This window comes from uncultured Amnibacterium sp., from assembly GCF_964250715.1.
Classification (GTDB): domain Bacteria; phylum Actinomycetota; class Actinomycetes; order Actinomycetales; family Microbacteriaceae; genus Amnibacterium.
Genome location: NZ_CAXUGX010000001.1, coordinates 68,416 through 81,576, shown reverse-complemented (window position 1 = coordinate 81,576; position 13,161 = coordinate 68,416). Strand labels below are relative to the sequence as shown.

At 73.4% G+C, this 13,161-nt stretch carries 11 protein-coding genes; 6 read left to right on the top strand and 5 right to left on the bottom strand.

What is annotated here, in order from left to right:
* Window positions 1–61 precede the first annotated feature (61 nt).
* Entirely contained in the window at window positions 62–3,436 is a 3,375-nt protein-coding gene (locus ACFE7H_RS00380; protein WP_375399209.1) for a BTAD domain-containing putative transcriptional regulator, read from the top strand.
* Window positions 3,437–3,467: 31 nt separating this feature from the next.
* Here ACFE7H_RS00380 and ACFE7H_RS00375 read toward each other — a convergent pair whose 3' ends face one another.
* On the bottom strand, window positions 3,468–4,298 hold the full coding sequence (locus ACFE7H_RS00375) for an ABC transporter permease (protein ID WP_375399208.1): 831 nt from the start codon (window positions 4,296–4,298) through the stop codon (window positions 3,468–3,470).
* A complete protein-coding gene (locus ACFE7H_RS00370; RefSeq protein WP_375399207.1) occupies window positions 4,295–5,287 on the bottom strand; it encodes an ATP-binding cassette domain-containing protein in 993 nt (330 codons plus the stop codon). Before ACFE7H_RS00370 ends, ACFE7H_RS00375 begins: the two co-directional genes overlap by 4 nt.
* A gap of 171 nt (window positions 5,288–5,458) precedes the next feature.
* On the opposite strand from ACFE7H_RS00370, the gene ACFE7H_RS00365 reads away from it, so the two are divergent.
* Together ACFE7H_RS00365 and ACFE7H_RS00360 are read left to right on the top strand one after the other, a co-directional pair.
* The gene (locus tag ACFE7H_RS00365; RefSeq protein ID WP_375399206.1) at window positions 5,459–5,848 is read left to right on the top strand and encodes a PPOX class F420-dependent oxidoreductase; all 390 of its coding nucleotides are present in this window, start codon (window positions 5,459–5,461) and stop codon (window positions 5,846–5,848) included.
* The gene (locus ACFE7H_RS00360) at window positions 5,841–6,248 is read left to right on the top strand and encodes a TraR/DksA family transcriptional regulator (protein ID WP_375399205.1); all 408 of its coding nucleotides are present in this window, start codon (window positions 5,841–5,843) and stop codon (window positions 6,246–6,248) included. The genes ACFE7H_RS00365 and ACFE7H_RS00360 overlap by 8 nt, the downstream gene beginning before the upstream one ends.
* 123 nt (window positions 6,249–6,371) lie before the next feature.
* On the opposite strand, the gene ACFE7H_RS00355 is transcribed toward ACFE7H_RS00360, so the two are convergent.
* Window positions 6,372–7,247: an alpha/beta fold hydrolase gene (locus ACFE7H_RS00355; protein ID WP_375399204.1), complete on the bottom strand. Its 876-nt coding sequence runs from the start codon at window positions 7,245–7,247 to the stop codon at window positions 6,372–6,374.
* Between the two features lie 89 nt (window positions 7,248–7,336).
* Here ACFE7H_RS00355 and ACFE7H_RS00350 point away from each other — a divergent pair, with 89 nt between their 5' ends.
* A complete protein-coding gene (locus tag ACFE7H_RS00350; protein WP_375399203.1) occupies window positions 7,337–7,834 on the top strand; it encodes a hypothetical protein in 498 nt (165 codons plus the stop codon).
* A 27-nt stretch (window positions 7,835–7,861) separates the two neighbouring features.
* Here ACFE7H_RS00350 and ACFE7H_RS00345 read toward each other — a convergent pair whose 3' ends face one another.
* Window positions 7,862–8,893, bottom strand: a complete 1,032-nt coding sequence (locus ACFE7H_RS00345) for an isopenicillin N synthase family dioxygenase (protein WP_375399202.1) — start codon at window positions 8,891–8,893, stop codon at window positions 7,862–7,864.
* A gap of 467 nt (window positions 8,894–9,360) precedes the next feature.
* On the opposite strand from ACFE7H_RS00345, the gene ACFE7H_RS00340 reads away from it, so the two are divergent.
* Window positions 9,361–10,431: an NAD(P)/FAD-dependent oxidoreductase gene (locus ACFE7H_RS00340; protein ID WP_375399201.1), complete on the top strand. Its 1,071-nt coding sequence runs from the start codon at window positions 9,361–9,363 to the stop codon at window positions 10,429–10,431.
* Window positions 10,432–10,577: 146 nt separating this feature from the next.
* Here ACFE7H_RS00340 and ACFE7H_RS00335 read toward each other — a convergent pair whose 3' ends face one another.
* A complete protein-coding gene (locus ACFE7H_RS00335) occupies window positions 10,578–12,002 on the bottom strand; it encodes a PQQ-binding-like beta-propeller repeat protein (protein ID WP_375399200.1) in 1,425 nt (474 codons plus the stop codon).
* A gap of 6 nt (window positions 12,003–12,008) precedes the next feature.
* On the opposite strand from ACFE7H_RS00335, the gene ACFE7H_RS00330 reads away from it, so the two are divergent.
* Window positions 12,009–13,157 (top strand): winged helix DNA-binding domain-containing protein, encoded by a 1,149-nt coding sequence (locus tag ACFE7H_RS00330; RefSeq protein ID WP_375399199.1) that lies wholly within the window; start codon window positions 12,009–12,011, stop codon window positions 13,155–13,157.
* Window positions 13,158–13,161: the final 4 nt, after the last annotated feature.

The following is a 13,161-nucleotide window of genomic DNA, read 5'->3' as shown; positions in this document are numbered from 1 at the left end:
CTCAGTGATCGGCGGACGGGCGGAGGACGGGGGCGGACGGGGCGCTGGCTAGGCTCGCGGCGTGGAGGCGGGCGGGGCGGAAGGCGCCGTCCCCGCGGCCCGGCCTGCGGATGTGAGGCCGGCCCCCGACGGCCGGTTCGCGGATCCGACCTCGGCGGCCATCGCCGTTCGCGTGCTGGGCGCCGTGCGGATCACGGCTGCCGACGGGTCGACCGCGGAGGCGCCGGGGACGCTCGGCAAGCGCCTGGTCATCGCGCTCGCACTTGCGGGCGGGGCCGGCCGTTCCGCATCCGGGCTGATCGAGGACGTCTGGGGCGACGAGCCGCCGCGCAACCCGCGCGCCGCGCTGCAGATGCTCGTCTCGCGCCTGCGAGCCGTCGCCCGACCCGACACCGTGCTCTCGACGGCCGTCGGCTACACGCTGCCGCAGTCCGATCTGGCACTCGTGGAGCACGCCGCGAACCTGCTGACCTCGGCCGCACCGCCCGATCTGGCGCAACTCGCCGACGCGCTGCGCCTGCTCGACGGCGAGCCGGCCGCCGACCTGGAGCCCTCCGAACTGACGGAGGAGTTGCGCACCCGAACGGATCGAGCGCGGAACCGCCTCCTCCGCGCTCGAGCGACCGCGCTGCTGGCTGCCGACGACCCCAACGGGGCCCTCGCCGACCTGGATCGTCTCGAAGCCGACTCGGTCGACGCGCCCCTGCAGCTGCTGCGCATGCGGGCCCTCGCCGCGGCGGGCCGCGTCAGCGAGGCCGTGGGATCGTTCGCGGCCTACCGCGAGCGTCTGGCCGACCGGTTGGGCGCGGACCCGGACGCCGAGCTGACCGCCCTGAACGCCGAACTGCTCCGCACCTCCGCCCGCGTACCCGGCGCACCGGACCGAGGCGCTCGGGCAGAGCAGACGCTGACCGCCCCGGCCCAGGAGACACGGAATCAGAGCGCCCCGGCGCAGAAGGCACAGACGGTCGGCCTGCGCGCCGCCCCGAACGCGCTGCTCGGCCGCGACGAGGAGGTGCGGGCCCTGGTCACGGCGATCCCGCAGCACCGCCTGACGACCATCGGCGGTGCCGGCGGCCTGGGCAAGACGCGGCTCGCCCACGCGGTGGGGGCCGCGCTGACGGACCGGTTCGAGCGGATCGTGTTCGTCGAGCTGGCCGGGGCACGCAGCGGCGACGACGTGCCGCTGGTGCTCGGCGACGCAGTGGGAGCGCGCACCGTTCGGGCCGGCCGGCGCCTGACGGACGCTCCGGTCGCCGACCTGCCCACTCGCATCCGGGAGGCGCTCGCCGCGCGGCGGACCCTGCTGATCCTGGACAACTGCGAACAGGTGGTCGACGCGGTCGCGGCACTGGCCGCGGACCTGCTGGCCGCCGTCCCGTCGCTCACGGTGCTGACCACGAGCCGCGTGCCCCTGCTGGTCGCCGGCGAGCGGATGGTCGCCCTCGCTCCGCTGCATCCCGTGACCGACGCGGCCGCCCTCTTCCGCGAGCGCGCCGCGGCGGTACGGCCGGATGCGGTGCTGGACACCGCCGTGGTGGAACGCGTCTGCACCCGCCTGGACGGCCTACCGCTGGCGATCGAGCTGGCCGCGGCACGGCTCCGATCCATGACCCTGCTCGAGCTGGACCGACGGCTCGGCGACCGCTTCGGCGTGCTCGTGGGCGGCGACCGCACCGCGCCCGCACGCCACCGCACCCTGTTCGCGGTGATCGACTGGAGCTGGCAGCTGCTGCGCGAGCGCACCCGCACGGCGTTGGCGCTGCTTGCGATCTTCCCCGACGGCTTCACCGCCGACTCCGCCGAAGTCGTGCTGGGCGACGACCCGGCCGCCGTGCTCGACGAGCTGGTGGAGCAGTCGCTGCTGACCCTGCGCGAGGGCACGCTGGGCGCGCGGTTCCGGATGCTGGAGACGGTGCGCGAGTTCGGGCTGCGCGCGCTGGCGCAGGCGGGTGAGGAGCAGCGGGCCGCCGCGGCGCTCGACGCCTGGGCCACGGCGTTCACGGAGCGGACCGCGGCGGGGATCAGCACCGCCGTCCAGGAGAGCGACGTCCGGGCCCTCGCCGACGAGGAGGAGACGCTGCTCGCGCTGCTGCGCGCGGACGTGCACGGCCGGGAGGGAGTGGTGCTGGCCGTCTACGCGCTGCTCGGCGAGTGGTGGCTGTCCCGCAGCGAGTTCCCGAGCGTGCTCGCGACCGCACCGGTCGCCGTCGCGGCGGCCCGGCGGCGCGCGACGACTCCCCTCGCGCAGCAGACCGAGCTGCGGGCGCTGACCCTCGCCGCCGTCGTCCTGCAGGTGGCGAACCAGCCCGGGACCCTGCGCGCGACGGCGCTGCTGCGTCGGGCGGTCCACGGGCTGGATCCCGCCGACGAGCGGTTCTGGCCGACCTACGCGCGACTGCTGCTGCAGGTCCGGCTGCCGCGCGACGCGGAGGAGCTGATCGACGCGCCGACGGCGTCGACGGATCCGGCGGTGGCGTCGTTCGCCCTGCTCGTCCGCGCGCTGCTACGGGAGAACCTCGGCCGCATCGCCGACGCGCAGCGGGACGCGTCCCGCGCCGGCGCGCTGGCGGAGCGCCTCGGGCTGGCGTGGATCGGCCTCACCGCCCGCGCCGCGCTCGCGCAGCTGTACAGCCAATCCGGCGACCGGGAGCGCGCCCTGCGCACGGCCACGGCGGTGCGCGACCGGCTGCTCGATCTGGACACGCGGGCCGATGTGCGCCAGCTGGACTGGATCATCGCGGTGAACGAGCTCGCGAGGGGCGACCTCGCCTCGGCGGAGCGTCGGCTGCAGCATCTGGCCGACCTGCCGAGTGCGCGGCCCGACGACCAGGACGACGTGCTCGTGATCGCGCTGGTCGCCCTCGCGGAGATAGCCGAGGCGCGCGGCCGCACCGGTGACGCCGATCAGTGGTGGCGGCAGGCGATGGAGGTGCCGATCCCGCCCGGCGCACCCTGGCTGGTGGTAGCGCGCGGGTCGGCCCTGGCGGCGCTCGCCGCGCGACCGGACGCTCGTACGGATCCCGCGGTCGTGGCCGGCTACCGGCGGCTGCGGAGCCTGCTGCTCGCGCTGCCGAGGGTCCCGACGTTCATGGTCGACACGCCGGTGTACGGGACCGGGCTGCTGGGATTGGCCGGCGTGCTGCTGCGGTCGGACGACGCCCGCCGCTCGGCGGGCGCGGAGTTGGTGCGCCTGGCCGCCACCACGGGCGCCCGACTCGACCTGCCGAGCATCGCTGCGGTGGCGCAGCTGGTCGGGGGCGCATCCGCCGTTCCGACCCGCTCTCCAGCCGGCTCCCAGTCCGACTCCCCGCCCGGCTCCCCGCCCGGCTCCCCGCCCGACTCCGCGACGCCCGCGACGGGGCCGGACGCCATCGCACAGGCGGTGCGGATCCTGAGCCGCCCGGAGTTGCGCCTGCCGTTCCCGACGGACTGACCCGGCTGACCCGACAGGCTGAGCCCTCCGCTCAGGCCTTGCGCATGTACGCACGCACGGTCAGCGGCGCGAAGATCGCGACGACGACCGCGGCGCCCAGCAGCGAAAGCCAGAAGTCGCCCGTCACCGCCTGCTCGTTGACGAGGTCGCGCACCGCGCTGATCAGGTGCGAGATCGGGTTGATGTTCGCGAACACCTTCAGCACCTCCGGCAGCTTGTCGGTATTCACGAATGCGTTGGAGAGGAACGTCAGCGGGAACAGCACGAGGAACGAAATGCCCTGCACGCTCGACGCGGTGCGGGCGAGCATCCCGAACAGGGCGAAGATCCAGCTGATGGACCAGGCGACCACGACGACGAGCAGGCCCGCGACGACCGTCCAACCCAGGTGGTCGGTGATCTGGTGGTATCCCATGATCGCGCCGACCACGAAGGTGATGGTCGTCGCGATGGCGTAGCGCACGGTGTCGGCGAGCAGCGCGCCGGCCAGCGGCGAGATGCGCGCGATCGGCAGGGAGCGGAAGCGGTCGAACACGCCCTTGTCCATGTCCTCGCGCAGCTGCACGCCGGTGACCACCGAGCCCGTGATGACGGTCTGCACGAGGATGCCGGGGATCAGGATCGGCAGGTAGTCCTGCACGTTCCCGGCGATGGAGCCGCCGAAGATGTAGGCGAACATCACCGTGAAGATGATCGGTTGCAGGGTCACGTCGAACAGCTGCTCGGGTGTGCGCCTGACCTTCAGCAGCCCTCGGTACGCCATCGTGATCGACTGCGAGACGGTCGCGGCTGGACCGGTGCGCGGGTACGCGCGGGCGAGCGGCGCGGGCGCCGGTGCAGGAATCAGCTGGGTGGTGGTCATGCGAGCACCTCGTCTTTCTCCGGCGTAGCGGCGGTCTGGTCGTCGGCCGGGCGGCCGGTGATGGCGAAGAAGACCTCGTCGAGCGTCGGCTTCTGCACGCCGAACTCGCTGAGGCGGATTCCGTTGCCGCGCAGCTCGACCAGCAGGTCGGTGACCCGGTCGGGGTTCTGCAGCGGCACGACGAGCAGGCCGGGGTCGGTGCCCGCCGCGACGGTCACGCCGAGGACGTCGTGCACGCTCTGCCGCGCGAGACGGCCGTCCGCGGGGTCGGCGAGCCGCAGTTGCAGCGAGGCCAGTCCGACGGAGGCCTTCAGGTCGTCCGCGGTCCCCTCCGCCACCACGCGGCCGTGGTCGATGACCGCGATCCGGTCGGCCAGCTGGTCGGCCTCGTCCAGGTACTGCGTGGTCAAGAGCACGGTGGAGCCGGTGCTGACCAGGCGCCGGATGGTGTCCCACATTTGCGCACGGGTGCGGGGGTCGAGGCCGGTGGTCGGCTCGTCCAGGAACAGCAGCGGCGGCTGCGCGATCAGGCTGGCGGCCAGGTCGAGGCGCCGGCGCATGCCGCCGGAGAACTTCGAGAGCGGGCGGCGGGCGGCCTCGGTGAGCGCGAACTCCTCCAGCAGCTCGGCGGCCTTCTGCTTGGCGTCGCGGTGCTTCAGGCCGAGCAGGCGGCCGAAGATCACCAGGTTCTCGGTGGCCGAGAGCTTCTCGTCGACGGAGGCGTACTGGCCGGTCACGCCGATCAGGCCGCGCACGGTGCGCGCCTCGTGCACCACGTCGTGGCCGAAGATGCGGGCACTGCCGCCGTCCGGCTTCAGCAGGGTGGCGAGCATGGAGATGGTGGTGGTCTTGCCGGCGCCGTTGGGGCCCAGCACGCCGTAGACCGTGCCGGCGGCCACGGTCAGGTCCACACCGTCGACGGCGCGGTTGTCCCCGAAGTTCTTGACGAGGCCGGTCGCCTCGATGGCGGGAGTCGCAGTGGTCGTCATGCGCGTCCCTCCTTTCGTTCGTGCTTCTCGCTCGGTGCAGCCGTCAGTTCGACCGCACTCACGATGATGGCGGTCGCCGCTCACACCGCGCTCACGTGTCGCTCACGTGGGCGCGGGGCGGGCGAGCGGAGGGCGGAGGGCCGGGCAGGCACACGGGCGGAGAATGTGCGCATGGAGCCCATGTCGCCCGCCGTCCTCGATCTGCTCCGTCGTCCGAATCCTGCGGTGGTGGCGACGATCCGCACGGACGGCGCTCCCGTCAGTGCGGCGGTCTGGTACCTGTGGGAGGAGCCGGTCGTGCTGCTGACCATGGGTGCGTCGAGCCCTCGTCGGCGCCAGTTGGAGCGGGATCCCCGCCTGACGCTGACCGTGCTCGACGACTCCAGCTGGTATCGGCAGGTGACCCTGCACGGCGAGGCGCAGGAGGTGGGCGACGACCCCGACCTGACCGTGATCGATCGGCTCTCGCAGCACTATGTGGGCAAACCGTACGACGACCGCGCCCACCCGTACGCATTCGCCCGGATTCGCGTGACGGAGTGGAACTCGTTCGGTGTCTGACGCCGAGGCCGGTCTTGATCCGGGCGCGGACCAGCTCAGCCGGGGTCGGGATGACCGGGCAGCGGAGGCGCAGCAGCGTCGCTCGGTGCTGACTGCCCTGCAATCCGAGACGGTGTCGACGATCGAGGTGCTGGATCGTCAGATCGAGCGGGTGACGGCGGCGCGGGCGGACGCGAACACCGACGACGAGCACGATCCTGAGGGGGCGACGATCGCGTTCGAGCGATCGCAGGCCGACGCGCTGCGATCGGCAGCGGTGTCGCGGCTGACGCAGATCGACACCGCGATCGCCCGCGTCGATGCCGGCACGTCCGACCGCTGCGCGGTGTGCGGCGACCCGATCCCGCCGCTGCGGCTCGCAGCGCGCCCGTTCGCGACCACCTGCCTGCGCCACGCCTGACGCCCTCCTCCTGAGCCCCCGTGGCGCCGAGGAATTCAGGAGAAATCGAGGAACGAAGGCGCAAACCGGCCGGATCCGGTCCCGGAAGTCGGAATCGCCTGAATTCCTCGCGCCGCGAAGGCGTCAGGCGGCGGCGACCAGTTCGTCGAACATCGCGGCCATGGCGCCGATGCCGATGGAGAGGTGACCCTGGCCCTGCTGCAGGTGCGGAACGACGCCGGGGATGCGGCCCGCGAGCCACTGGCCGTGTGCGAACGGCACCATCAGGTCCTCGCTCCCCTGCCAGATCGCGGTCGGCACCGCGATCTCGGCCAGGTCGAAGCCCCAGTCGGTCGAGAATGCGAGGTCGTCGTCCAGCCAGCCGTCCACGCCGGTACGCAGCGCCTCGTGGAAACCGTCCGCCGTGTCCTCCCCGAATTCATCGGTCAGCACCGCCCGGTCCACCTGCGGCAGCAGGCTGCTCATCGCCGCGACGATCCCGCTCGCATCCGCTTCGAGCAGCTCCGGCCGCTGCGCGTCCAGATAGGTCCGCAGTGCCCCTTCGCCGTGGAGCGCGGCACCGAACTCGTCGATGTTGTCCTGCCCCATGCCGGCCAGAAAGTCGATGCCGTCCGCGTCGAAGGGCGCGACGCCGGCGATCACGAGCGCCGCGGCCGCCGCGTCCAGCCGTGCGGCGCAAGCCAGCGCGTGCGGACCGCCGCCCGACCATCCGGCGACCAGGCACCGGTCTGCGCCGATCGAGCGCAACACCGCCCGCGTGTCCGCGACGGCATCGACCACGCGCCGGCCCGGCTGGCGGGTGGAGTCGCCGTACCCGGGCCGCGACATCGTGACCAGCCGCAGCCCGCGCTCGGCGGCGGCCCGCTGCATCGCCCGCGCTTGCAGCGCCGAGCCGGGCGTCCCGTGGTGGAAGATCAGCGGCAGCCCGTCCGCGGGCCCCGAGATCGCGATGTCGAGCCGGCGCCCGTCGGGCAGCAGCACGGAGTCGGAGTCGCTCATCGCGGCATCGTGGCAGTCCTCCCTGAGGATGGCGTCATTCCGGCAGCAGCACCCGCCGACTGTGAAGTGCCGGGCGCTACGGTGGCGCCGTGACCGCGCGTGCCGACGGGTTCGACGCCACAGAGGACCACGCCGCGAAGGACGCCCTAGGCGAGGGGGCCGACGACGAGTACGTGCTCACCAGTCGGCGGGCGGAGGTGCTGCTGCCGGTGGCCGCTCTGCCCGCGGAGGTCGACGGCGTGCGGCACTTCGGGCCGCCGGCCGCGCTCGCACCCCTTGCCCGCGCGGTCCGCCGGGCTCGACCCACGGCGCCGGTCTGGGTCGCGGGGCGGCTACGGCTGACCGACCGCACGCTGCAGTTCCGCCCCGGCAGCGCCACGGTCGACGCGGGCCGCGACATCGTGCTCGAGCTGCAATCGATCCGCTCGATCGACGTCGGTCGAGGCGTGCCGGTCGGCGACCTGCGCATCACCACCGTGCTCACGGCCAGCGGCACCGACACCCTCCGCTCCAGCACATTGCAGATGCGCTGCCTCGGCGCCGAAGCGATGGCGGCGCTCGTGCGCTCGGTCGCGAATCTGTCCTGACCGGAGGCGAGGTCGGTGCCGGCCGGGTCAGGCCGGAGCGACCACCGAGCGACGCGACTTGGCGGCCAGGTGCGGGCCGGCCAGCACCGGCTCGTACCGCGGCTGCGTGCCTGCAGGGATACAGGTCGGCAGGGCTTCGATCGGCGCGGAGTAGCTCGCGTTGTGGAAGAACGGCATGCTCTGCCGCCGCGTCGAGACGCCCGACCCGGCGCCGGCACCCGTACCTCCGTCGACCACGCGGTGCAGGGTCGACGTCCACCGGTCGTTCGTCCAGCGGGCCATCAGGTCGCCGATGTTGATCACCAGGGCGCCGGGCACGGCCGGCACGTCGAGCCACGCCTCCGTCCGCTCGTCGAACACCTGCAGGCCGCTGCGCCCCACCTGCTGGCGAAGCACGGTCAGGGTGCCGTAGTCGGTGTGCGCGCCGGCCCGCAACTGGTCGGCCTCGGGCGCGGTCCGCTGCTCGGGATAGTTGATGGCCCGCAGGGCCCCCGCTCCCCCGTCGATCGCTTCGGCGAACGCGTCGGCGGGCAGGTCGAGGCCGAGCGCGAAGATCGACATCAGCCGCGCGCACAGCGACTGCATCGCCGCGAAGTACGCCTCCCACGCCGGCCGCATGCCCGGCAGCGCCGCCGGCCACCGGTTCGGGGCGAATAGCGCGGCCTCGTCGGCGTCGGCGAACGGATGCGACGGCGGGGCGGTCGGCCCCATGTTGAACGACTCCTTCAGGTCCCCGGGCGTCAGCACGCCGCGGGAGGCCGCAAGGGACGCGCTGCGCATCGGAAAGTAGCCGTAGAGGCCGCCCTCCTCCCGCTCCACGGCGAGCTTCTGCTCGACCGGCAGGTCGAAGAAGGCTGCGGCGGCGTCCCAGCAGGCGTCGGCGACGTCGTCGGGTACGCCGTGCTGCACGATCTGGAAGAACCCGACCGACCGCAGCGTGTCGTCGATCTCCCGCCCCACCACCGCCGGATCCCGGTCGATGTCGATCGTGGGCACCGTTGTCGCGGTGGGCACCGCCGTGGGCACCGCCGTGTGCACCGTCGCAGCACCGTCCGCCATGGTCACTCCTCCAGTCGCCGTCCGGGTCGCCGTCGGTACCGCCGTTCGGTGTCGCCGTCGGTATCGCCGTTCGGTATCGCCGTCTGTGTCACCGTCCGGTATCGCCGTCGGTATCGCCGTCCGTGTCACCGCCCGTGCGATGCAGTCTGCCCGCCGCACGTTTCCGGCAGGTTCCGGACCTGGCGCCTCAGTCCACCTCCCCAACTACGGAGATCATCCCAAGTACGGAGATCCTCGGCGACGCGCCGAGTTCGAGCTCCCATTCTCCGTAGTTGTGCATGCCGCTCCGTAGTTGGGGTGGCGCTCCGTAGTTGGAGTGGAGGTCGGTGCGGTGTGGAGTCGCCCGGCTCGGACCAGCGCGCCGGAACGGCCTGCGAGGATCAGGCCATGACGGAGTCGCGGGACCGCCCGGCCGAGCGGAACGGCGCGGATCAGCACCCGCACCTCGCGCGGACGGCGGGCGGCTCGTGACCACCGACGTGGTCGTCGTCGGCGGCGGTATCAGCGGCGTCGCGTGCGCGCGGCGGGTGTCGGACGCCGGCTTGTCCGTGAGGGTCGTCGACCGCGGTCGGCGCCTCGGCGGACGCCTGGGGGCCCGAACCCTGCGCGACCTGCCCGGCGGACCGCATCCGGCGGACCTGGGTGCGCCCTACTTCACGGTGTCCGACGACGGATTCCACGCGGTGGTGGACGACTGGTTGGCTCGCGGTCTGGCGCGCGAGTGGACGGACACCTTCCGCACCGCCGGACCCGGCGGCCTGAGCGAGGCCAAGTCCGGGCCCGTGCGGTACGCCGGGACCGCCTCCCTCCGCGCTCTAGTCGAGGATCTGGCGCAGGGGCTCGACGTCCGGTCGGGGACGACGCTCGACGCGGCCGACTTCGAGCGGCTGATCGACGGCGACGAGGCGCGCGCGGTCGTGCTGGCGATGCCCGGCCCGCAGGCCGCGCGGCTGCTGGCCGAGCGTCGCCCGGCCCTTGCGGCGGTGGCGGACCAGCCGTACGACCCGGGGATCGTGCTCGTCGCCCGCTTCGAGCGGCGGGACTGGCCGGAGTTCGACGGCGCCTTTGTCTCGGAGGTCGCGGAGCTGCGGTGGCTCGCCGACGACGGCCGCAGCCGCGGTGACGGTGCCCCGGTACTGGTCGCGCACTCGACACCCGGGCTCGCGCGCGAGCACCTGGCCGATCCGGAGTCGGCGATCCCGCCGATGCTGCGGGCGATGCGCTCGGTGCTCGGCATCGACCACGACCCGGTCGAGACCCGTGTGCAGCGGTGGACGTTCGCGCAGCCGACCAGCGGCCGGGACGCGACGTTCCATCTGGACGCGAGCGGCATCGGGCCGAGCGGCATCGGCCAGAGCGGAGTCAGCCAGAGCAGAGTCAATCAGCGCGGAGTCGGCCAGCGCGGCACCGGCACGCGCAGCATCGGCCAGTCCGTCATCGGCCTGTGCAGCGACGGCTGGTCGTCGAAGAGCCGCGTGGAGGCCGCATGGCGCTCCGGCGACGACCTGGGCGCGGCCCTCGTCGCCCGCCTCGCCTGACAGCCCCTTCGCGCGGTACCCGCGCCTACACGCTGGGCCCACAGCCCCTGTCGGGCTGGGGAGGAGCATGCACACCGCGCGAGGCCAGAGCTACCGCGCGATGCCAGACGCAGTGCGTACCGTGGCGCAGGTCCGGGTGCGCCGGATCAGACGCCCGAAACCGCGACGATCCCCTTCGTCGTCCCGATGAACGCCTGCCTACCCGAGAGCGCCGGCGTCGCGAACCGTGTCGTCGCGTCCGGAAGCCGCACGCTGCCGAGCGACTTTCCGTCGGCCTGCGAGTACGCGTGCAGCACTCCGTCGTCCTGCGCGAGCGCGAACACCGCTCCGCCGCCCAGCACCGGCGACCCGGTCACTCCGTCGGCGGACCACAGCCGCTTCAGCCCTCCGCGGTCCGCCCGCACCGCGGTCAGGCCGGAGGTGCAGGGCAGGAACACGGTCGTGCCCACGTTCGCGGTTCCGCCGTACGCCGGGCAGATGGCGGTCGTCGCCACCTGGCCGCCGATCCCGCCCAGGTGCTCGGAGTCGAGCACGTAGTTCGGCAGGTCCTTGCCGGCGGTCACGATCAGGCCGTCGTCGAGCAGCGTCGGTCCGGTGGAGCCCTGGCCCAGATCCGCCGCGTCCTTCGCCTGCCAGTCCTTCGCCGCGAAGCACTGCTCGACCTTCAGCGTCGGCGAGAGCTGCAGCGTCCCGTTGCTGAACTCGTATTGGTCGCCCGGCCGCGCGGCGCTGTTCGCGGAGGTGACGTACACATCGCCGTTTTTCGAGACCGTGGGTCCCGCCGGCGTCCAGATGCCGCCGCCGTTCCGCGTCGGCAGGGCCAGGGTCGCGACGATCGTCCCGGACGTCGACGCGGTCACCACCTCACCGTGATAGCTGGAGCAGTCGCCGTACAGGGCGCCGTAGGTGATGTAGACCTGCCCGCCGGCCAGCGCCAGGGCGCCGCGCTGCTGCTCCGTGCGCGGACCGCTGCCCGGCACGTCGGCGCCCGTGCGGACCCGCGTGGCGCCGGTCGCCGGATCAAGGCCGTACAGGAGGTGGTGCGGCCCCTGCTCGTCCGCGACCAGGAACACCGTCTTCGACGCCGGGTCGTAGACGGGGGTCCCGGTGATGCCGGCGGTCGGGTCGATGTTGCCGCAGGGCAGTGCCGCGGAGGGCTGCGGCGTGCCCAGGTGCCGCTTCCAGCGCTGCAGTCCGCTCGCCGCGTCGAACCCGTACACGGTGTCGTTCTCAGTGGCGACGAGGACGATCCCGCCGACCACCAGCGGCTGGGCATACACCTCGCCGTCCAGGTCGTGCGACCAGTCCACTGCGAGCTTCGCGGGCGCCGGAGTGGAGGCCGACCGCCCGGTCCGCTGGGCGTCCTGGTGATAGGTGGTCACGTCCGTCGACGCCGCATCGGAACTGGCCGAGGACCCGGCGGAGGAGGACGGAGTCGACGACGCGGGCGCGGAGGACGACGGTGAGGAGGGAGCCGGCGACGAGGAAGCCGGATCGGCCGCGGGCGCGGCGCAGGCGGTCAGGGCGAGCAGGCTCGCTGCCAGCGCGGTGACGAGCAGGGGACGCCTCATCCATCCATGATCACCCGAACCGCCGTGCGCGCTGCGCCGCACCCCGGCAGACTTCGCCACGTGCAGAGCGATCCGCCGACCGTGCGCGGTGCGCTCGGCTACCCGACGGCACAGCGCCTGGCGGCCCAGTTGCTGCGCGGCACCCCGGCCACGAGCGCCGAGCAGGCGGTCGTGCGCATCCTCGCGGTGCAGGGTCAGGACCCGCGCGGCCTGCGCCTGGCCGTGCGGGCGCGGACCGCCGGAGTGACGGCGGCCGACGTCGAGGACGCGTTCACCGAGTCCCGGTCGCTCGTGGTCGCGTGGCTGAACCGCGGCACCCTGCACCTGGTGCGCGCCGCCGACTACTGGTGGCTGCACCCGCTGACGACCCCGCAGCTAGCGACGGCGAACACGCTCCGGCTGCGTCGGGCAGGCGTGTCGGAGTCGCATGCCGCTCGCGGCATAGATGTGGTCGCCGCCCGCACGATCGAAGCCGGACCACAGCGACGGGCCGAGTTGCGCGCCGTCCTCGACGCCGCCGGCGTCCCGACCGCGGGCCAGGCGCTCATGCACCTGATCTACGCGGCGGCGCTCCGCCGACACCTGATCCGCGGGCCGATCGTGGCGGGCGAGCACGCGTATGTAGTGGCGGAGTCGTGGCTCGGCCCGGCGCCGCAGCCCCTCGATCGAGCGGAGGCGCTCGGCCGCCTGGCCCGCCGTTACCTGGCGGGCCACGGCCCGGCCGACGCCCGCGACCTGGCCGTCTGGGGCGGCGTGAACCTGGGCGACGCCCGACGCGGGCTGGCCGCGATCGCCGACGAGACGACGACCGACGCCGACGGTCTCATCGACCTGACCAACCGGGCCGCCGTGGACGACATCGCCCCACCGCGCCTGCTCGGCCCGTTCGACCCGATCCTGCACGGCTGGGCCTCGCGCGAGGCGATCCTCGGCCCCCACGCTGCCCGCGTGGTCACGTCCAACGGCATCTTCCGCCCCTTCGCGATGGTCGACGGTCGCGCCGTCGCCCTGTGGCGGCTGGACGGCGACCACGTGCGCCTCACCCCCTTCGAGCCGCTGCCCGATCGGGCGCTGCAGCACCTGGAGCAGGACGCGGCCCGAGTCCTCGACTTCCTCGGCCTCCCGCCGAAGGACTGGCGCGTCGACGCGCCCTGAGGGG

Bases quoted from the DNA above. Each gene is read 5' to 3' on its own strand.
- ACFE7H_RS00330 (WP_375399199.1), top strand. From the start codon at position 12,009: ATGATCACCCGAACCGCCGTGCGCGCTGCGCCGCACCCCGGCAGACTT.
- ACFE7H_RS00345 (WP_375399202.1), bottom strand. From the start codon at position 8,893: ATGGCGGACGGTGCTGCGACGGTGCACACGGCGGTGCCCACGGCGGTG.
- ACFE7H_RS00335 (WP_375399200.1), bottom strand. From the start codon at position 12,002: ATGAGGCGTCCCCTGCTCGTCACCGCGCTGGCAGCGAGCCTGCTCGCC.
- ACFE7H_RS00370 (WP_375399207.1), bottom strand. From the start codon at position 5,287: ATGACGACCACTGCGACTCCCGCCATCGAGGCGACCGGCCTCGTCAAG.
- ACFE7H_RS00375 (WP_375399208.1), bottom strand. From the start codon at position 4,298: ATGACCACCACCCAGCTGATTCCTGCACCGGCGCCCGCGCCGCTCGCC.
- ACFE7H_RS00365 (WP_375399206.1), top strand. From the start codon at position 5,459: ATGGAGCCCATGTCGCCCGCCGTCCTCGATCTGCTCCGTCGTCCGAAT.
- ACFE7H_RS00355 (WP_375399204.1), bottom strand. From the start codon at position 7,247: ATGAGCGACTCCGACTCCGTGCTGCTGCCCGACGGGCGCCGGCTCGAC.